Source organism: Paenibacillus sp. FSL P2-0136, from assembly GCF_037975325.1.
In the GTDB taxonomy this organism is placed as follows: Bacteria; Bacillota; Bacilli; order Paenibacillales; family Paenibacillaceae; genus Paenibacillus_AQ; species Paenibacillus_AQ silagei.
This window is the reverse complement of sequence record NZ_CP150244.1, coordinates 5,681,135-5,700,421: the sequence shown is the minus strand read 5'-3', so window position 1 is coordinate 5,700,421 and position 19,287 is coordinate 5,681,135. Positions and strand designations below refer to the sequence as shown.

At 54.6% G+C, this 19,287-nt stretch carries 15 protein-coding genes and 1 tRNA gene; 10 read left to right on the top strand and 6 right to left on the bottom strand.

The genetic code is table 11. The features are described 5' to 3' along the window. Positions 1–85: 85 nt before the first annotated feature. From NYE26_RS24145 to NYE26_RS24130, 4 genes are all read right to left on the bottom strand, one after another. A complete protein-coding gene (locus NYE26_RS24145) occupies positions 86–3,430 on the bottom strand; it encodes an SNF2 helicase associated domain-containing protein (RefSeq protein ID WP_339250687.1) in 3,345 nt (1,114 codons plus the stop codon). 65 nt (positions 3,431–3,495) lie between these two features. Beyond that, positions 3,496–4,182 (bottom strand): helix-turn-helix domain-containing protein, encoded by a 687-nt coding sequence (locus NYE26_RS24140; RefSeq protein WP_339250685.1) that lies wholly within the window; start codon positions 4,180–4,182, stop codon positions 3,496–3,498. Between the two features lie 57 nt (positions 4,183–4,239). Then, a complete protein-coding gene (locus tag NYE26_RS24135; protein WP_339250683.1) occupies positions 4,240–5,277 on the bottom strand; it encodes an ABC transporter permease in 1,038 nt (345 codons plus the stop codon). Beyond that, a complete protein-coding gene (locus NYE26_RS24130; RefSeq protein ID WP_339250681.1) occupies positions 5,274–6,005 on the bottom strand; it encodes an ABC transporter ATP-binding protein in 732 nt (243 codons plus the stop codon). Before NYE26_RS24130 ends, NYE26_RS24135 begins: the two co-directional genes overlap by 4 nt. 184 nt (positions 6,006–6,189) lie before the next feature. On the opposite strand from NYE26_RS24130, the gene NYE26_RS24125 reads away from it, so the two are divergent. The 8 genes from NYE26_RS24125 to NYE26_RS24090 all read left to right on the top strand — a co-directional run bounded on the left by NYE26_RS24125 (position 6,190) and on the right by NYE26_RS24090 (position 13,790). Next, the gene (locus NYE26_RS24125; protein WP_339250679.1) at positions 6,190–6,633 is read left to right on the top strand and encodes a hypothetical protein; all 444 of its coding nucleotides are present in this window, start codon (positions 6,190–6,192) and stop codon (positions 6,631–6,633) included. Positions 6,634–6,804: 171 nt separating this feature from the next. Further along, on the top strand, positions 6,805–8,238 hold the full coding sequence (locus NYE26_RS24120) for a stalk domain-containing protein (protein ID WP_339250677.1): 1,434 nt from the start codon (positions 6,805–6,807) through the stop codon (positions 8,236–8,238). Positions 8,239–8,283: 45 nt separating this feature from the next. Then, complete coding sequence (locus NYE26_RS24115; protein ID WP_036726036.1) at positions 8,284–9,147, top strand: phosphate ABC transporter substrate-binding protein; 864 nt, start codon at positions 8,284–8,286, stop codon at positions 9,145–9,147. 91 nt (positions 9,148–9,238) lie between these two features. Continuing rightward, positions 9,239–10,183 carry a phosphate ABC transporter permease subunit PstC gene (pstC, locus tag NYE26_RS24110; protein WP_339250674.1) on the top strand — a complete coding sequence of 315 codons (945 nt, stop codon included), beginning with the start codon at positions 9,239–9,241 and terminating at the stop codon, positions 10,181–10,183. After that, complete coding sequence (gene pstA, locus NYE26_RS24105) at positions 10,183–11,064, top strand: phosphate ABC transporter permease PstA (protein ID WP_076086486.1); 882 nt, start codon at positions 10,183–10,185, stop codon at positions 11,062–11,064. The genes pstC and pstA overlap by 1 nt, the downstream gene beginning before the upstream one ends. Before the next feature lie 250 nt (positions 11,065–11,314). After that, positions 11,315–12,121, top strand: coding sequence for an RQC-minor-1 family DNA-binding protein (locus NYE26_RS24100; protein WP_339250672.1), 807 nt, complete (start codon positions 11,315–11,317; stop codon positions 12,119–12,121). After that, the gene (locus NYE26_RS24095) at positions 12,114–12,530 is read left to right on the top strand and encodes a hypothetical protein (protein ID WP_339250670.1); all 417 of its coding nucleotides are present in this window, start codon (positions 12,114–12,116) and stop codon (positions 12,528–12,530) included. Before NYE26_RS24100 ends, NYE26_RS24095 begins: the two co-directional genes overlap by 8 nt. A gap of 27 nt (positions 12,531–12,557) precedes the next feature. Next, positions 12,558–13,790 (top strand): SEC-C metal-binding domain-containing protein, encoded by a 1,233-nt coding sequence (locus NYE26_RS24090; protein ID WP_339250668.1) that lies wholly within the window; start codon positions 12,558–12,560, stop codon positions 13,788–13,790. A 751-nt stretch (positions 13,791–14,541) separates the two neighbouring features. Here NYE26_RS24090 and NYE26_RS24085 read toward each other — a convergent pair. Beyond that, complete coding sequence (locus NYE26_RS24085) at positions 14,542–16,101, bottom strand: IS1182 family transposase (protein ID WP_339257603.1); 1,560 nt, start codon at positions 16,099–16,101, stop codon at positions 14,542–14,544. 471 nt (positions 16,102–16,572) lie between these two features. Then, a tRNA-Arg gene (locus tag NYE26_RS24080) sits at positions 16,573–16,646 on the bottom strand. 153 nt (positions 16,647–16,799) lie between these two features. Here NYE26_RS24080 and NYE26_RS24075 point away from each other — a divergent pair. Beyond that, complete coding sequence (locus tag NYE26_RS24075) at positions 16,800–17,729, top strand: hypothetical protein (RefSeq protein WP_339250666.1); 930 nt, start codon at positions 16,800–16,802, stop codon at positions 17,727–17,729. Between the two features lie 95 nt (positions 17,730–17,824). Then, entirely contained in the window at positions 17,825–19,168 is a 1,344-nt protein-coding gene (gene tig, locus NYE26_RS24070; protein WP_339250664.1) for a trigger factor, read from the top strand. Positions 19,169–19,287: the final 119 nt, after the last annotated feature.

Genomic DNA, 19,287 nt, shown 5'->3' with positions numbered 1-19,287 from the left:
ACAGGGACCTTTCAGAGCTACTCGCTCAGAAGGTCCCTGTTTATATTGCGAATAGAGCAGAACGGGCTACAACAGGTTGTTCAACTCAGATCGAGAGGATTTCACGTATATCATGCTCGCTCAGGCTCGACAACGCCTCCTGCCCCGGCTGGATCACCTCGTCAATCAGGTTTTTCTTTTTCTGCTGCAGCTCGTACATTTTATCCTCCACCGTACCCTGGGCTACCAGGCGGATGACCTGGACGATCTTTTTCTGCCCGATCCGGTGGGCGCGGTCGGCGGCCTGCTGTTCGACCGCAGGGTTCCACCACAGGTCATAGAGAATGACCGTATCGGCGCCGGTCAGGTTGAGGCCGGTACCGCCCGCCTTCAGCGAGATCAGGAACAGGTCGCGCTCGCCTTCATTGAAGCGGCTGCACAGCTCAACCCGCTGGGAGGCCGGGGTCTGTCCGTCGAGATAGAAATGCGTAATCCCCAGCAGCGCCAGTTCACGACTGATCATGCCGAGCATTTGCGTGAACTGCGAGAAGATCAGCATCCGTTTGCCGGAGCTCCGGCATTCGTCTATAATCTCCAGTAGCTGCTCGAATTTGCCGGAGCCTCCTGTGTACCCGTCCACGAACAGGGCGGGATGGCAGCACAGCTGGCGCAGCCGGGTCAGTCCGGCCAGCACCTTGAGCCGGCCGTTCCCGAAGCTGTCGCTGTCCAGATGCTTAAGCGCTTCTTTGCGCAATCTGGCCAGGTAGGCGACATAGAGCCGTTTCTGCTCCGGCAGCAGCTCGGAGGCCTGGAGGGACTCGATTTTGTCCGGCAGCTCCTTCAGCACATCGCTCTTCAGGCGGCGCAGCAGGAAGGGGCGGGCGCGCCTGGCGACCGTCTCCCGGGGAAGGTCATGGAACGCCTTCTTTCCGGGGAACAGTCCAGGGAAAACGACACTGAAGATCGACCACAGGTCCTCCAGCGCATTCTCCACCGGCGTACCGGTCAGCGCAAAGCGGTAGCGGGCCTGAAGCAATCTGACCGCCTGCGAAGTCTGGGTCTCATGATTCTTGATCATCTGCGCTTCATCCAGAATGAGCGTATGGAACGACTGCTTGGCATACTCATCCACATCTCTGCGCAGCAGCGGGTACGAGGTGATGATGACATCATGCCCGGCCGTGTTCCGCACGGTCCGGCTGCGCTCACCAGAGTTGCCGTCAGCAATGACTGCCTTAATCTCCGGGGCGAAGCGCTTCAGCTCATTGAGCCAGTTATAGACTAGGGAAGCAGGGGCAACCACCAGCGCAGGTACGCCGCTCTTCCGGATGTCCTCCAGCTCAGAGAGCAGGAAGGTGATGCTCTGCAATGTTTTGCCAAGGCCCATATCATCCGCCAGAATCCCGCCGAAGCGGTAATGGGCCAGCGTCCTCATCCACTGGAAGCCGTACTGCTGGTAATCCCGCAGCACAGGAGCCAGACTCTCCGGCACTGGGAAGTCCAGGTTTTCGGGACTCGCCATGTTGGCCAGCAGCCGCCGGAAGGAGCGTCCGGTCTCGATGGTCTGCCCCTGGAAGGTACCTGCATGGAGATGGAGGGCACGGACCAGCGGCAATGAGAACTCCGTACTCCGGATATCCACGCTGCGGACGCCGAGCTCGTTCATCAGCGCGATAATCTCCTGGAACTCAGCGGTATCCAGCGGGAGCAGAGCTCCGTCCTTGAGCCGGTGATATTTACGTTTTTCCTGGAGAGATTTCAGGACCGCGGTAATGTCATTCTCCGTGATGCCCTCCATGGCGAACTTGAAGTCCAGCCAGTCGGTCTTCTCGTTCCAGCTCAGGCTGACCTTGGGCGCTGCATGCTCCGTAAGCACCCGCTCCTTGACCGCAGTGGTCGCATAGACCTGAAGCAGCGGTTCCAAGAGCGGGATGGTATGGTGAAGGAAGTCGAATTCCCCGTCCTCGTCACGCATGATATACCCGCTCTCCGTCCGCGAGAAGGACTCATGGGCCATCAGGTCCAGAATCCGCCGCTCCGCTTCCCCGTCCCGCATCAGAATGACCTCGCTGCTCCGCTCATGCGCCTTGTCCTCCAGCGGATTGATGACAATCCCGCCGTACTGGAATTCCAGCCCGGCCAGCAGCCGGTCCCTTACCCGGTCCAGGTAGAGTCTGGCGTGTAGCCGGGTCTGGACGATCCGGTCCGCGATGGCGTCGGCAATGCTTACTCTGCCCAGCTTCTTCAGGCCGGGTATGACCCTGTCCATGAAGGGCTCCATCTGCTCAGGCGCAATCGCCAGGCTATCCCGCCGGCTGCTGCTGAGCATCCGCTTCAGCTCTGCGAGACGCCCGCATTCCTGCGCCGGGAGCTTCAGCAGCCTGTCTTCGGTCAAGACCAGTCCATAGCTCTCCAGAATCGTAAGCTGCTCAAGCCCCCGGACATCCAGCCGGTAGCCCTCCTCCTGTGCCTGGTCGAACTGGAAGCTGAGCGGCAGCGGCTCCTCCGAGACCGACAAGCGGTCAAGTTGAAGCTGTCCATGCTGAAGGCGTACGGCAGGCACGGCTTCCAGCAGGGGGTACAGACTCTTCCAGAAAAAAGGGGCCACCGGCAGCAGCCGGTCATTTCCCGGATGGCTGGAGCCGGCAGCATACGGATTGTTGAGGCTGTTGTAGACTTTCTCATTCTGCATGATCTCAATCAGCTTCAGCAGGACCTCATTATCTTCCTTGGAGAAGCTGTGCAGGGCGGGATCATAGCTGAAGTGCGCTGTGAACTCAAAAGGCTCGCCCCGGCGAACCTGCTCCAGAAAAGGTCTGATCTTCTGCGCGATATAGAGGCGCTTGGGGCCCAGCTTCACTTCGATTCCAAGCATCGTGCTGCTGTAGCCGATGCTGAAGGGCCGGCAGATGAACTCGACCTGGAGCGGAGTCCGCAGGTCGATATACGTGCCGGCACCGCTTGGCAGCTGCCGCCCTCCGGTGAATATTCCGAGCATGCTGCTCACCAGCTGCCGGTCTGCGCTTCGCTCCTTGTGCTCTGCCCCGGAGAGGGGAGAGCTGCCTTGCACGAGCGGCAGACTGCCGTCCCTTGCGGGATAAGTCTCCTCTGCATCTGCCTGCATATCCGCAGCCTGTTCAGCTCCGGCCGCCCGGCTGCGGTAGAGGACCGCCACCAGCGCCGCCGCAATATGCTTGCAGAAGGGGCCGCCGCGATAGTAAGCCGGGCAGGTGCATTCCCCCTGCACATCTCCGTCACTGTCGATAATCAGCGCGATCTCATGGCTCTCCAGCCCATGGACCTCAGCGCGGTATTTGGAATATTCGTCTTCCTCGTTATGCTCCGTATAGACAAGATCCACCTTATGGGCATGATAATAAGCCGCTCCCTGGTCAAAAGCAGCATTGCCGCACAGCAGCTTGATTACCCGTTCCGGCACCTGATAACCCACGTATACTCACTTCCTTTTATTGCTTCTGTCTAAGCCACCCCCACGGGGGATATCGTACTTAAAGATTATCCATTCCCGCCGATCCCGTGCAGAATGAAGCTTATCGTCTGTTCAATCTCTGCCTCATCATTCCAGTCCTGCTCCGGCATCAGCACCAGCCGGGTCAGCAGGTATCCGGCAATCGCGGAGATGGTAAAGCGGATAATCGCAGGAGTGGGCGCATCAATCACTTCACCTTCCGCTTTGAAGTGCTCGGTAATTGCAGTGACACGCGCCAGAACCTGCTCGAAGATATTCTCGGTCAGCTGCTCCTTCAGCGCAGGCTGGAAGGGGATCTCCTGAATGAGAATTTTGACGATTTTCAGATTCCTGCGGACGAACGCCAGCCGGTTCACCATGAAGGCCTTAAGGAAGGCTTCGTAGCTCTCGAACGGCACATCCAGCACACCGCTGAAGTTGCGCAGCACGAACGGGGCGATCATCCGGCTCATGGTGGGCACAACGATGGCGAGCAGCAGATCTTTTTTGGTCCGGTAATAACGGAAGATCGTGCCTTCGGCCACGCCGGCCTTCTGGGCAATCTCACTAGTGGCGGCCGCCGAGAATCCCTTCTCTGCAAAAACATCAATCGCCGCCCGCAGAATGGACAGCTGCTTGGGCGTGACCTGCTCCTTCTCGCTGAGGTCCAGCAGCTCCTGGACCCACTGGTCTTGCTCCAGCTGCCCCTGACCGGCAGCAGGGTTATTCTCCATCAATAGAACCTCCAGACTCTTGCAGTTCCTCCTAGTGTACCATAGCCTGTTCACCCTTTACATTCTGCGGTGCTTGCGCAGAGCCAGTACATTCAGCAGCATGAACAGCAGGGAGAAGCCGATCAGCATGAACACATCCCCGGCGATATCACTCCAGCCTCTGCCGCGCACCATGATATCCATCAGCGCCTGTGAACCGTAGTACATGGGAGTGGCGAGTCCAATGCGCTGGAGCCAGAGCGGGAGGGTATCCAGCGGAAATAATCCGCTCAGGAAGATCTGCGGCACAATGACCAGGGGGATGAACTGGATCATCTGCAGCTCATTGGCGGCGAATGCCGAGAGCAGGGTGCCGAGGGTCAGCGCCGACATCGACAGCAGCAGCGTCATCAGCAGTACGTAGCCGAAGCTGCCCGTCATCATAATCCCCAGCACCTGGATGGAGAACCAGGAGATCAGCAGGGCCTGGAAGACGGTGAAGATGCCGAAGCCGCACACATATCCGGTGACGATCTCCCAGCGCTTCAGCGGGGTGGAGAGCAGACGCTCCAGTGTGCCCGTGGTCCGTTCGCGCAGGAAGGAGACACCGGCAATCAGGAAGACAAAGAAGAACACGAACACCCCGATCATAATCGGGCCGAAGCGGTCAATCGTCTTCATATCCTCCGCGCCGTAGAGATAGCTGATCTGCGGCTGGAGCTGCCCGCCGCCCGGAGCTTGCGGCCGGAGGCTCTGCGCAGCTTCCTGCAATGCCATGATCACAGCGCGGTTAGCCGCCGGATTGCTGCCTTCAAGGACAATAGCAGGAGCGTCTCCCTTCATTGTAAGGAGAGCATCGATGGCTCCCGCCTTCAGGGCGGCCTGCCCGGATGCTTCATCAGCATAGCTGGTAACCTCAGCCTGCTCGGCTTCCAGCGCTGAACTGAACACTGCCGCGCCGCCGGAGACGCCGATCCTAGGCTCATAAGCATCGCTGCCGAACACCAGGCTCATCAGGCTAAGCACCAGCAGGGGAGCGATGAACATCAGCGCCATGGTTCTCCGGTCATGGATGAATTGCTGCAGAATTCTCAGGGTAATGGCCCGGATTCTCATCGGCGTACACCTCCATAGCAGAGGAAGGCTTCTTCAATACTGGCGGTGCCGGTAGCCTGAAGCAGTCCGGCCGGAGTATCAGCCGCCAGCAGCACGCCGTCCCGGATCATCGCCAGCCGGTCACATTTCTCCGCCTCATCCATCACATGTGTGGTCAGCACAATCGTCGTTCCTTTGCGGTTCAGCGCCTTCAGCTCCTTCCAGATAGACTGGCGCAGCACCGGATCGATGCCGACCGTCGGTTCATCCAGCAGCAGCAGCGGCGGCTCGTGCAGCAGGGCAATCGCCAGGGACAGGCGGCGCTTCATGCCGCCGGAATATTGGTCCACCCGCTTCCGCAGATGCTCCTGCAGGTTCACCAGCTCCATCACATCCCCGATCCGCCGCGTGCGGTTGCCGCCCTTCAGTCCATAGAGCGCGGCGAAGAACTCCAGATTCTCCTTGGCGCTAAGCTCCGTATACAAGGCATCCGACTGGGCCATATATCCGATCTGCTGGAGCATGGCAAGCTTCGGCATCCGCACCCCCAGCACGGTGACCTCACCGGAGCTTACCTCGTCTATGCCCGTAAGCAGCTTGACCAGCGTGGTTTTGCCGGAGCCGGATGGCCCCAGAATCCCGAAGGTCTCTGCCTGATTCACCTGAAGCGTAATATCCTTCAACACTGTTTTATCACCAAAAGCCCGGTTCACATGAGTAACCGCAATGACAGGCTTCCCCTCATCCATACCAATCTCCTCCATTCGCCATAATAATGAGTGAGCGCTCACTCATTATACTAATGATTCCCTGCTTAAAAGTAAATAAAATTGTAAGGATTATCCGTTACTCCTGCTCTTGATCCGGGTAATAAAAGGGACATCCTATGGTTACCGGCATCCTGAAACCCAATTCACTAAAGGCGGTGGAATTATGGCAGGACATAAGCTGCTCCTTCCTCTGGCAGCTCTGCTGGCTGCGGCTGGACTTAGCGGCTGCGGCGATGCGGACAAGTCCGGCAGTGGCGGACGGTTTCATACCTTGGCAGACGAGAAGACGGAGGCAAGGCAATATTTGCCGGAGGATCTGCCGATTCCCGAAGGGGCAGGCATTACTTTTACCCAAGGTGAACAGTCAGAGGGGAAGAAATCCTCCATGCTGGTCTATCAGACGAAGGAGAGTATGGCCGCTCTTGGAACTACATATCAGAAGTATGTAAGAGAGAAGGAGCTGGAACTCGGGACAGAGATTGTCGACAGCCATAACCTGCTGATTAACGGCAAAGTGAACGGCTCTTATTCGTATTCTATTATTGGCAGTCCCTCGGAATCAGAGCGCGGCGGGAACGAGATTATCGTGACGTGGATTGTGAATTAACACAGGATTTACAATAGGCCGGTCCGGGAGGGTTCCCGGGCGGGTCTTCTTTGGTTTGGGCTTGTAATTATTTTTACAGTTAATATTTCCATAACATTCCTGCGCAACAGAATTGACACTCGTAGACGAAAATAACATTAGCAGTTACCTATAGGAAAAGGGTGAATCTAATTGAAGAATAGTAAATGGATCGGCGCGGCTCTGGCTTCTGCACTTCTCGTAACAGGGGGAGCTGTTAGTGTTCTGGCCACAAGCAGCCAAGTAAGTGCCGCAGCTGTGAACACAGCAGCCGTAGAGGGCAGCATGTCCTGGAGCATCAACGGTACGCCGGTTACACTCAGCACAATTAACAGCGGCGGATACAAGCTCTATTCATTGAGCCAGGTAGCCGCAGAGCTGGGAGCAGGACTTGTGCACGGCAGCAGCGGAATCCAGCTGAATGACAGCAAAGGTCTACATAGTGTGCAGCTCCAGCCTGGCGTAAAAAGCTATCAGGTGGATGGCGAAGCCCTGGAATTCACAGTGGCCCCGGTTGTACGTAACGGCAAAACGTATGTGGAGCTGACGAAGCTGGTTACGGCGCTTGGCGGTGAGCTTGCGGCCGATGCCCACACGATTCTGAGCTTTGCCCGGCCCGCCGGTTCATTTGATACCCTTCACTGGAGCGCTGACGGCAGCCTGATTGCGAATAGAAGCGACGCTGAGTCCACACTGCTCTATAAATTCACCCAGACTCCAGGCAACTATGATCTGTTCTCTTCCAGCGAAGGCGCGGTGGATTTCGCAGTCTCCGCCGACCAGCAGTGGGGCGCATTCAGCGATGAGACCGGCCAGCTGAAGCTGATCAACCTGTCCACCGGCTTAATCAGTCCGCTCGGCAAGGACACCAGCGTGAAGACAGATATCGTGTGGTCCAGTGACGGCAAGACGCTCTATTTCGTCCAGGGCGACAAGCAGGAGAAGCTGGCACAGATTTCAGTAGAGACCGGAGAGATCAAGGCTCTGCTTGAAGATAAAGTGGAGAACAAATCGGAGCTTCGCATATCGGCAGACGGCAAAAGTGCAGTATACATCGTCAACATCACCGGTACCGCGAAGAATGATGCCGACAGCACAGAAGATTCACTTACCGTAGACTTCAGCAAGGCTGGAGAACAGCTCTATAAGCTGGATCTTACGACCAAAGGTGCTAAGCCGGCAGCCTTGACTACTACGCCTGACAACAAGTTGTATCCTGAGATTCTGGCGAACGGCAGCGTGTCCTACCTGAGTGCGGATGCGGACGGCAATGCCGCTAACACGCTGAAGCTGATCACAGCAGACGGTAAAAGCACAGATGTCACCCTCGGTGCAGAGGTGAACTGGTCCACAGGCGTTAGCACGGGCCTCGTTGTCTACGGGACTACAGCGGACGACAACACGGTAATTTACTCTATTGCAGGCAGTGCAGCTCCGGTTGAACTGTACCGGACAGCTGAAGATGTATCGGAAGTGGCGGTATCGGCAGACGGCAGCAAGCTGGCTATTATCAGCGACGGCAAGGTACTGGTCATTCAGAACGGCAAAGCGCTGCAATTGTCAGTCTCACCGGAAGCTGCTAATTAATTACAACATTTAATCGGCGCACACCGCCGGGAGGAGAATTCAGACATGAAGATGTTCAAAAAATTCACAGTTACAGCACTTACCGCGGTGATCGCGGTTACCGCATCCTTTGCAGGGGCAGCCGCAGCAGCGGACAGCCTCAAGGGTAAAATCACCGTTAACGGTTCTACGGCCCTGCTTCCGCTGACGCTGCAGGCCGCTAAGGAATTCCAGAAGCTTCACCCTAAAGTGAAGATTGCCGCTTCCGGCAAGGGCTCCGTGACTGGACCGCAGGCCGTGAAGAAGGGGATTGCCGATATCGGAGCCTGCGACTGGGATGCCAGCATTGATGTTCCGGGCTTCAAGGCTTTTGACGGACAGGTAGCGAATAAGGTCGCGGTGATTCCTTTTGCAACCATCGTTAATAAGAATGTCGGAGTAGACAACCTGACTACAGAGCAGCTCAAAGGCATCTACGCAGGTAAAATCACCAACTGGAAAGAGGTCGGCGGATCGGACGCGAATATCGTAGTGATCACCCGTGCCTTCGGCTCCGGTACGCGCGTTAACTATCAGGCCAAGGCGCTGGGCGGCGGAGATATCGTGAAGAAAGAGAAGAACTACAAGGAAACCGGCTCCAGCGGCGACATGAAAACAGCTGTAGGTACAACGCCTAACGCTATCGGCTACATCGACCTTGTCTATGTAACGGGCGGCGATATCAAGGCTGTGAAGTTCAACGGTGTGGAAGCTAACACGGATAACGTAATCAACGGCTCGTACAAGATCTGGGCTTACGGCTACTACATGACGAAGGGCCAGCCGACCGGCGCGACCAAAGAATTCATCGAATATGTACAGAGCAAGAAGTTCCAGCAGGGCTCGCTTAAGAAGCTTAAGTTCATTCCAATCTCTGCGATGCAATCCTAAGAACGCTCAAGACAAGCAAGCATAATAGATGGATAGGTAACAGCGGCCAGCTCCGGGATATACGGGGTTGGCCTCTTACAGGAGGGAAAGTATGGGGGCACCGGTTCATGGCCTGACAGCAAAGACACAGACAAGCCTAGAGGAAGTTAAACGTAACACCAAGCGGCACCGCAGACATCTGCTGGGCAACAGCATCTCCCGTTATTATTTCTTATTCAGTATCCTTGCGCTCTGTCTTGTGCTGGGACTAGTTATTGTATTCATTGGCAAAACGGCGCTGCTGCTCTTCACCCGCATCTCCCCGCAGGACTTCTTCTTCTCGTTCAACTGGACGCCGGAAGAGGATGCCTTCGGCGCCGCCGCCTTCATCGTAAATACATTGTCGCTTACCGCGCTGACCCTGGTCATTGCCGTGCCCATCTCGGTCGGGATGGCTGTGCTCTGTGCGGAGATTGCCCCGAATTGGCTGAAGAGCTTCATCCGTCCGGTGCTTGATCTGCTGGTCGGTATTCCTTCTATTGTATACGGCTATCTGGGCTTGACCGTGCTGCTGCCCTTCCTGCGCAGAGTCAGCGGAGAAGGTCTCGGGGACGGACTGCTTGCAGCCGCACTCGTGCTGGCATTGATGGTGCTGCCCACCATCTGCCGGATCAGCGATGATGCGATTGTCTCTGTTCCGCGCAAATACCGTGACGCTGCCTATGCGCTCGGATCGACCCGGCTTCAGGTCATTATGCGCGTCGTTCTGCCCGCGGCCAGCCGGGGCATTATCTCGGCGGTCATTCTTGGCATGACCCGTGCAGTGGGGGAGACCATGGCGGTGGTGATGGTCATCGGCAATACGCCGCAGCTGGCGAAAAGCCTGTTCGCACCCACCTCGGTGCTGACCAGTAATATCGTGATGCAGATCTCCAACGTGGAGTTCGACTCCACCTGGAACTATTCCCTGCATATGATGGCCTTCCTGCTGCTGCTGATCTCGTTTGTACTGATTCTGATTATCCGGCTCCTGGGCCGCAAACGGAGGGACGCCTGATGAACGGATTCACGCGCACACGACATACAGCCAGAGCCCAGCGGCGCAATAAACTGGCGACCATCGGCTTCTATACGCTGGGCGTTCTGGTCATGCTGCTGATCTTCTGGCTGCTGTTCACCATTCTAAGCAAAGGCTTGCCTTCGCTCAGACTGGACTTCCTGCTCAAGCAGCCGGAGGAGATCGATCCCGGCGGCGGGATTGGTCCCGTCCTGTTCAACTCCTTCTATATCCTGTTCATCTCCCTCCTGATCTCCGTTCCGATCGGGATCGGGGCAGGGATCTATATGGCGGAGTATGCGCCGGATAATGCCTTCACGGGTGCGCTGCGCATTTGCGTGGAATCCCTGTCCTCGGTGCCGTCCATCGTGTTCGGTCTGCTGGGCCTGGCGATCTTCGCCGAGTACTTCGGTGTTGGCCTGACGATCCTCGGTGGGGGAGTCAGCCTGGCGCTGCTGAATCTGCCGATGCTGGCCCGCGTCACAGAGGAAGCGGTGCGCGCGGTTCCCGGCGAGATCCGTGAAGCCGGCTACGCCCTCGGCATGACGAAGTTCCATGTCATCCGCAAGGTGGTTGTGCCAGTAGCCCTTCCGGCCATCGTAACAGGCGTCTGCCTGGTGGCCGGACGCGCCTTCGGGGAGTCGGCGGTCATTATCCTGACCGCCGGACTCAGCACCTCCGGCGAGATGTGGGACTTCAACCTCTTCTCACCGGGCGAGACGCTGGCTGTGCATCTGTGGTACGTGCAGTCTGAGGCCATCGTCGAGGATGCGCGGCAAATCGCGGATAAGTCTGCCGCTGTGCTGGTCTTTGTCGTGCTGCTGATCAACTTTATGTTCCGCTTCCCGCTGTGGCTGGGCAACCGCCGCCGGGGACGCTGAGAGGGATGCGGATGCGCGGATTCACGCTATCGCTATAACCCTGTAAGAACAGGCTGCTCTGCTATGGAAGTCTCATGGCGGGCAGCCTGTTTGCTGTGTAATGGAGGAAGCTTCGGAGTGCTCAGGAAAGCGCTGTAACTCACCTCTAAATTTCCTGTTTCCCGGTCTTGATATGGTATAATTCGACTATAAAATACGTGCCGGCTGCACTAGCCTGTGCCCATTATAAAGGACAAGGAGGCAGAACGCTGTGAGTACGCAGAAGAAGAGTCGCCGTAAGCCGAACCGGAAGCAGACGACCGAGTATCCCTTGAATACACCGCTGCCGAGGCCGGAGCTGCTAGCCATTCTGCAGGCAGCCGATGAGATTATCGCCGCCGGGGGGCGTACGCTTTTGGCCAAGATCCTGAAGGGCTCGAAGGAGAAGAAGCTGCTTGAACTCGGCTTGGATCACACTCCTGCCTATGGCTTCTTCCGCGAACTGACGATGGAGCAGATCATGGAGAAGGTGGACGTCCTCATTGAGGCCGGTTACCTGAAGACCGAGCTGTCCGGGAAGCTTCCCATGATCGAATTCACCGTCTACGGCTGGACCGTCCGGCGGGAGCGGGCGACGGAGGAGCTGCTGCGGGAGTGGGAGAACTGGCTGGACCAAGGGATCACGCCGGTCAGTATGGAGTATCTGAAGGACCGGAACCGGGGGATGATTCTGATGTTCCTGTTCAAAATCCTTTGTTCCGGTGACCGGAAATACATTCCTTTTTTACAGCAATGGCAGCCCATAGAGTTCAAGAAGGTACAGGCTGAGATCAGGCAGGTAATAGCAGACCTGAATGAGCGCGAACGGCTGGTGGAGATGGAGTGGCATGAGCTGCTGCGGGAACGTGCGCAATCACTGATTGTACGTTCGCGCGATCCCGTTATACTTGTGTGTCAGGAATGCGACGGTCCGTTTGTATTCGATCACCTTGATTTTAGCTGCTACCGGGCAGATGGCATTTACTTTCCGGAGAAGTGTCCCGATTGCCTGCATCAGGAGGAGTCCTTGCATGAATAGGCTTGAACTGCGAACGAAGGTACGCCATGTGGTCAATGAAATCGTTTCGGAGAAGGGTTTCGTAAGTCCCCTGGATGTATTCTTGAGGATCGGAAAAATCACTCCTAAGCTCGTAGAAGAGTGGCGCTTCGGAAGAGTGCCATATTTGGAACGTGTGCTTCAGGGCAATCTGTCTCAATTCAGCTTTATCATGTCGCTGCTTCGCGAGAACGCGCGGGAGCTTCATTTGAAGCCGTCTTACACCGCCTATATGAGGTGGGGCAAAGGCCCGAAGCGACCGCTCCGCTTTTCAAAGTCCGGAGATCCCAATGTTGAGAAACATTACGCTACTCATTATGTGCCGGCTAAGCAGGAGGTACCTCGAAATCCATCGTTGACTAGTGGGAATATGCAGCCGAAGGGTGAGTAAGCAACATAATAAGAGGGGGACCTGCTAATGTTCAATACCGAACAAGTAAAAAGCTTTATTCTCCATCCGGAGCCGGCTGTGAGCAATACCGCTTTGAGGTATTTTGCCGACAGTTTCTTGTATGAGCACGATAATACGCTGATGCCGCTTGTGTTACAAAAGCTGAAGCAATGCAAGGATACCGAAGAGGTTCACCTGTTTCATGCCTATAAGTTCCCGCAGACCGAGGAAACGATCCGTGAGCTGCTGGCTTGGTACCAATCTCCTTCCACCCACTATAATACAAGATTTCTGGTGCTGGGAATTTTGAAGAATTGTGATCTTCGGCTATTGGACCCGTTCATGGAGTCTGTCCAGGAAATTCCGGAATGGAAAATTAAGGTTGATCAGAAGATTCGCCTCTCAAAGATGACAGACCAGGAGCTGTTGGACGAATTCAGCTTATTTCTGGAGCAGTGTTCAGGGAAATACTGGGATGAGTTCGATAATGTGTACGGGGATGAGCTAGTGAATGAGCTGGCGCTTAGACAGTGTCTGGACGCTGATACTGTGCTGGAAAAGCTGCGCGATAACGACCCGGATTCTCCGAGCTACGAAGTCCACTATCTAATCCAACTGGCAGGTCAGATGAAGCTGGAGACGGCTATCCCTGTGCTGTGCAGTTTTTTGGGTACAGATGATGATTTGCTTCCAACCACTTCCGTAGACGCGCTGGCTCAAATAGGCACAGCCGGGGTGATCAAGACGTTAACCGAGCAATATGTCTCTGCTTCACAGGAATTCTTCCGGATATTTGCCGCCGATGTATTCGGAAGAATTAAGCTGCCGGACTCCGAGGAGGCGCTGCTCGCCTTATTGCCGGAAGAACGTGATATTACCAATGCGACTAAACTGGCTGATGATCTTTGTCAATTGGGATCGGTAAAAGGACTTCCGCTGGTTGAGGCGATGGTGGAGGAAGGCTATGACGAGGGGTACTTGAATCTCACAGAGTCCATCTATGCTTACTGTGTAATTTCTGATACGGCTCACCCGTCACTGCCGCAGTGGAAGAAGAAGCTTGATGCGGAAGAGGCACGGATGGCCAAGCGCAGGAAAGAAGTAGACCGGATGTCTAGAGTTAAAGCCCCTATAGGAACTTATAACAGACTTAACGGAACTGACAAAACTTATATAAGCCCGGCAAAAGTAGGCCGTAACGACCCCTGCTCCTGCGGAAGCGGGAAGAAGTTCAAGAAATGCTGTGGTGCTAACGCTTAATGGGTGGGACTAGAGCCGGTTCATGTTGAACAAATAGAACGTAGCCACCAGCAGATGTATACGGACTGAGGGTACGCTATTCGCCGAAAAAACCAACTTTTCTGTCTTAAACGGACTCAGAGGACGTTAAACTGTTCATTCGAGCAAAAAAGCGGAGAACCGGGTTACTTAACGGCCTCTGTGGGTCCGCATAGCCCTGTGGACAGGCGGAATCCGCCGGAATAAGGGATCTCCAGTCCGCAATGTTCGTGCATGGTTCTTATTCCTCCACTACTAAAGAGTGAGGGCGAGTCTGTGGAGTTCATTTCCCGCTCAAACAGCGGAGAGGACGGAACGACCCGCGGAAAAGCGATAGCGGTCGCCTTTGTCTCCGGATTTTTACCGATTAGGTAAATAAATAAAATCTGGAGACAACAGCGATTGTAACAACGGTCCGTTCGCGCAGCGTTCACCCAAGCGACAAAAGAACATCCCGCTCAAAATAAAAGGGGGTTCTCATCCCTCCGGACAACAAAACAGCCCTCCCGAAGGAAGGCTGTTTCTATGACGTCCCGGAAGGGATACAGCCAAAATTCGGCTGATTGCGAAGTAGTGCTAACGAAGCGTATGCTCCAACGTCCCCGGCTGGCGCCAAGGGTTCTCATCCTCCGGACGACAAAAGGGGCTGTCCCAAAAGTAGATACTCTACTGGTGGGGAAAAATTCCATGCCTTCTTAAAGGATTAATTTGTAAGAAAGGGAGCGATTCTCCGTTATTGGAGGATCGCTCCCTTGCGTTTCTGGTCATTCGCTGCTTGCTTCAGCAGGTTGTGAGCAAGCGAAAGCCAACCGACCTCTAGCGTCACTTTTTCCATGCCGCGAAGCAGAAAGCGCCGGAAGCCCCGGTTATTTTTTAATTGTCCAAATACACTTTCCGGCTCCGTCATTCGACGTACGGCCAATAGATAGCCTTCCTCGCTTCGGAGGATTTCTTTCGCCTGTTTCTGGTATCTAAGCCGCTCCAAACTGACTGCGATTTCCCGGTTTCCGCTTCCCTTCGTGCAGTTTTCTTTTAGCGGACACCCTCCGCAGCTTTGACTTTGGTAATGACGCTTCGTAATTTCGTATCCACTCTCTGTGGTTTCCTTGCTCTCTCGTTGGAAATACAGCGGGTATCCAGCTAAACACGTCCAGCGATCCTCGGATGCGTCGTAGGTCCAGTTCTCGATTTTTCCGACGTCGGCTTTCCAGGCTTTGCTCTTTTCTTTGTGGTAGGTGCTGTATTTCACGACGGCCTGTATCTCGCTCTTTTCCAGATAGGCGTAGTTTTCTTCACTTCCATAGCCGGCATCTGCAATGACCGTCTTTGGAAGTTTTCCGAGGAATTGCTTTGTTTTTGCCAGATGTGGTTCTAAACAGCGGGTGTCACCCGGTCTTTGATGGAGACTGTAGGTTAAAATAAATTGGTTTTCGGTCCCGATCTGTAGATTGTAACCTGGCTTCAGTTGGCCATTTTGCATGTGATCTTCTTTCATCCGCATAAACGTTGCCTCGGGATCGGTCTTGCTGAAACTATTCCGGTCCCCAAGCAGCTTTTGATATTGTTCGTACTTCTGCAGTCGAGGGAGCAAATCCTTACGCAACTTCCGAACCGTCTTTTTTAGGGGCTTGTCTTTCGGTTTTTCGGCAAGCTGAGCTTCAAGCTTTTGCACGGCTTGTTCGAGTTTCTCACTGTCCATTTGCGAACCCGTGCTGAGTTCAGCCAGATCTTTGCCCTGATTCTCTTGTTCTTCCTGCTCTTCCGCTGCTTCAATGTCAGCGAATAGGGCCTGTACCTTATCTTGCAGTTTCGCTTTGTGTTTGCTGACCGCTTTGCTCCAGACAAAGGTGTAGCGATTGGCATTCGCTTCGATCTTAGTTCCGTCCACAAAATAATGCTCCAGAGACACGTATTTTTCGTCAGCCAGAAACTGAAGCACGGCGGTAAATACCGTTTCGAGGACCTTTCTCATCCGCTGGGAACGGAAGCGATTCAGCGTGCGGAAGTCGGGTCGCTGCCGTCCGGCCAGCCACATGAAGGGAATGTTCTCCCGGACCGCTTTGGCGATTTGGCGAGACGAATAGATTCGCTGAGTGTAAGCGTAGATGATGACTTTGGTGAGCATTTTAGGATGGTAGCTGTCACGGCCGCCGCCGGGATAGGCCGCGTCAAAAATGGCGTTGTCCAGCCGATTGACGGCGGCATTCACGACGCGAACGAGGTGATTTTCCGGGATATCTTCTTCCAGATCCATTGGCAAGCAAAGCTGGTCCATGGTATATTGAATGTACAAAAGAAACCTCTCCTTTGAAATGGTTGTGTGGTAACTCCATTTTAACAAAAGAGAGGTTTCTTTTTGTGATTTTAGAAAGATTTGAAGAAACTTTTCCCGCTTAAACAGCGGAGAGGACGGAACGACCCGCGCAAAAGCGGCAGCGGTCGCCTTGGTCTCCGGATTTTCACCGCTAAGGGGAATGAAAAAAATCTGGAGACCACAGCGATTGAAACAACGGTCCGTTCGCGAAGCGTCCACCCAAGTGCTCACGTTGATCCTACTCCAAAATAAAAAGCTGTCCCAAGCAGCCATTTCATGGCTTTTGGGACAGCCCCTTGTTTTGACGTCCCGGAAGGGAGACAGCCCATTCGGGCTGATTGCGAAGTAGTGCTATTGAAGCGTATGCTCCAACGTCCCCTCGCTGACGCGCTGGGTTCTCATCCCTCCGGACGACAAAACAGCCCTCCCGAAGGAAGGCTGTTTCTATGACGTCCCGGAAGGGATTCGAACCCCCGACCGTGCGCTTAGAAGGCGCATGCTCTATCCAACTGAGCTACCGGGACATGAAGACTGACTGAAAAGCAAGCAAAAATTATGTTATCATACATAGTTAACTTTTTCAACTTGTTTTTTTGAAACCGTGCAGGGATATGCTATAATCTACAATTGATTAAGGTTCAGAAGCGATTACAGTTCGGAGAAAAGGAGGTGCCCTCATGAATCAATTCAATTCCCCCGCCAAAGAGAACATCGTGCTGTTTCCCAAGACCCTGGATTACTACCAGATTCAGCTCACAGTTATGCTGGAGAATGAACGTTACGGGGAAGCGATGGAGCTGTTGCGTTTTTTGCTGCAGTGCCAGGGACAGGAAGAGCGGCACTACGAGGAATGGCGGTCGCTGCTGGAATGGCTGGTGGCGGCCTTCCCCTACGCGGCGCAGGGCGGTGACGGGGACGATGCCCCGGATGCGGAGGATATGGATCTGGGGGAAGAGGACATGGCCCGGATTCTGGCCAGATCCAAGCTGGAGGAGGATGCGGAATACCCGGATAAGCTGCTGAAGCGGGTGATGAACGAACCGCTGTCTGAAGCGACAGTGCTGGCGCTGGAGCAGCTCTCCTACCTGGAGGGGAGCGGGGTGGATGAAGCGCTGACCGGCTGGCTGCAGCAGGCGGAGGTGCACCCCCTGCTGCAATTCCGTACGCTGCAGACGCTGCGGCGCAGAGGGGCTCAGGGGGCAATCAGGCTGAGCCGGGGCCATGAGGCTGCTGAGGTGGAGATCGAGACCGTGCCGCTGCAGAACGACGAATTCCCGCCGCAGATCAGCCAGGTGCTGGAACGGGTGGCAGAGCAGGCGGAGGTGCATGAGCCGACGCTGTATTATTTTGCCCAGGAGCTGTGGGGGCAGTTCGTCATGTCCATCTACGGGACGGCGGATTACCGCAAGCTGCTGGATGGGGAGTATTCGGAGCTGGATATTTGGGCGGGGGCCCTGCACCAGATGGTGTCGGAGAGCCTGAACGGGAACCGCAAAGAAGAGGAAACACGGGGGATGTACGGCATCACCGATAGCATGCGCTTCCAATTTGAGGGGGCCTACCGTTCGCTCAGGGGATTCGTGAAGAGTTCTCTACTTGATAAATAAAGTAATGTTGTATATAATATAGTGGTTATTCTGTGCGTGAAATGTTGGACTATTTAAGTAAACATGTAACCTATTTTTGGAGGGAAAAGTATATTATGAAAGCAACTTGGGAAAAGATAGAGAAGAACCTCGGAGTTCTTGAAGTCGAAGTAGAAGCAGACCGCGTAGCTGCAGCACTCGACAAAGCCTTTAATAAAGTGGTAAAGAAAGCAAACGTACCTGGATTCCGTAAAGGTAAAGTACCGCGGCCGATTTTTGAATCCCGTTTCGGTGTTGAAAGCCTGTATCAGGATGCTATCGACATTCTTCTTCCTGAAGCTTACGGCGAAGCCGTTGAACAGACTGACATCTTCCCTGTAGACCGTCCTGAAGTGGACATCGAGCAATTCGCCAAGGGCCAGCCGTTCATCTTCAAAGCGAAGATCACAGTTAAGCCAGAAGTGAAGCTGGGCGAGTACAAAGGTCTGGAAGTTCCAGTACAGAAGGCAGAAGTTACTGACGAAGAGCTGGATGCTGAACTGAAGCGTCTGCAAGAGCGTCACGCTGAGCTTGTTGTCATTGAAGAAGGAGCAGCAGCGAACGGCGACATCACAGTAATTGATTTTGATGGTTCCGTTGACGGCGTTCCATTCGAAGGCGGACAGGCTGAGCGTCATTCCCTGGAGCTGGGCAGCAATTCCTTCATTCCAGGATTCGAAGAGCAGGTAGTGGGCATGTCCACTGGAGACTTCAAGGATGTTGAAGTAACCTTCCCTGAGACTTACCACGCTGCTGAACTCGCAGGCAAAGCTGCTGTATTCAAAGTGAAGCTGCACGAAATCAAGCGCAAACAGCTTCCTGAGCTGGATGATGAATTCGCCAAGGATGTTAGTGAATTCGACACACTGGAAGAATACAAAGCAGACCTGAAAGCACAGCTCGAATCCCGTAAGCAGGAAGAGCTGAAGAGCGTTCGTGAATCCGCGGTAGTCGACGCAGCAGCAGCTAATGCTGAAGTGGAAATTCCTGAAGCCATGATCGCCAGCGAAGTGGAGAACATGGTTCGTGACTTCGATACCCGTCTCCGCCAGCAGGGCATGAACATGGATATGTTCCTCAGCTTCTCGGGCCAGACTCGTGAAGACCTGCAGGGACAAATGAAGGGCGATGCTGAGAAGCGCGTTCGTAACAACCTTGTTCTGGAAGTTATTGCCAAGGAAGAGAAGATCGAAGTGTCGGAAGAAGAAGTTACGCAAGAGCTGGCTACTATGGCTGAAGCTTACAAGCGTACTCCTGAAGAGATCCGCAGCATTCTGGCAGCCAACGGTTCCCTGAGCAGCCTGAACGATGAGATCTCCCTGCGCAAGACCATCGAATTCCTCGTTAGCAACAGCGTGGAAGTTGAAGCTCCGGCAGCAGCTGCAGAAGAAGCGGCAGCAGAAGAAGCAAAGGCTGAGTAAGCTTCAATCCTTTACCTAGAACGGCTATCCATTAGCCTCCATAGAGATTTGATAAGGCACGTAAGTTTTTGTTACGTGCCTTATTTTTATCGGGGGCCGGGCGTTTGGTAGTACATATC

Excerpts from the sequence above, each read along its gene's own strand:
- NYE26_RS24075 (WP_339250666.1), top strand. The coding sequence starts at position 16,800 with ATGAATCAATTCAATTCCCCCGCCAAAGAGAACATCGTGCTGTTTCCC.
- tig (WP_339250664.1), top strand. The coding sequence starts at position 17,825 with ATGAAAGCAACTTGGGAAAAGATAGAGAAGAACCTCGGAGTTCTTGAA.
- NYE26_RS24125 (WP_339250679.1), top strand. The coding sequence starts at position 6,190 with ATGGCAGGACATAAGCTGCTCCTTCCTCTGGCAGCTCTGCTGGCTGCG.
- NYE26_RS24130 (WP_339250681.1), bottom strand. The coding sequence starts at position 6,005 with ATGGATGAGGGGAAGCCTGTCATTGCGGTTACTCATGTGAACCGGGCT.
- NYE26_RS24135 (WP_339250683.1), bottom strand. The coding sequence starts at position 5,277 with ATGAGAATCCGGGCCATTACCCTGAGAATTCTGCAGCAATTCATCCAT.
- NYE26_RS24090 (WP_339250668.1), top strand. The coding sequence starts at position 12,558 with ATGTTCAATACCGAACAAGTAAAAAGCTTTATTCTCCATCCGGAGCCG.
- NYE26_RS24115 (WP_036726036.1), top strand. The coding sequence starts at position 8,284 with ATGAAGATGTTCAAAAAATTCACAGTTACAGCACTTACCGCGGTGATC.
- NYE26_RS24140 (WP_339250685.1), bottom strand. The coding sequence starts at position 4,182 with ATGGAGAATAACCCTGCTGCCGGTCAGGGGCAGCTGGAGCAAGACCAG.
- NYE26_RS24095 (WP_339250670.1), top strand. The coding sequence starts at position 12,114 with ATGAATAGGCTTGAACTGCGAACGAAGGTACGCCATGTGGTCAATGAA.
- pstA (WP_076086486.1), top strand. The coding sequence starts at position 10,183 with ATGAACGGATTCACGCGCACACGACATACAGCCAGAGCCCAGCGGCGC.
- pstC (WP_339250674.1), top strand. The coding sequence starts at position 9,239 with ATGGGGGCACCGGTTCATGGCCTGACAGCAAAGACACAGACAAGCCTA.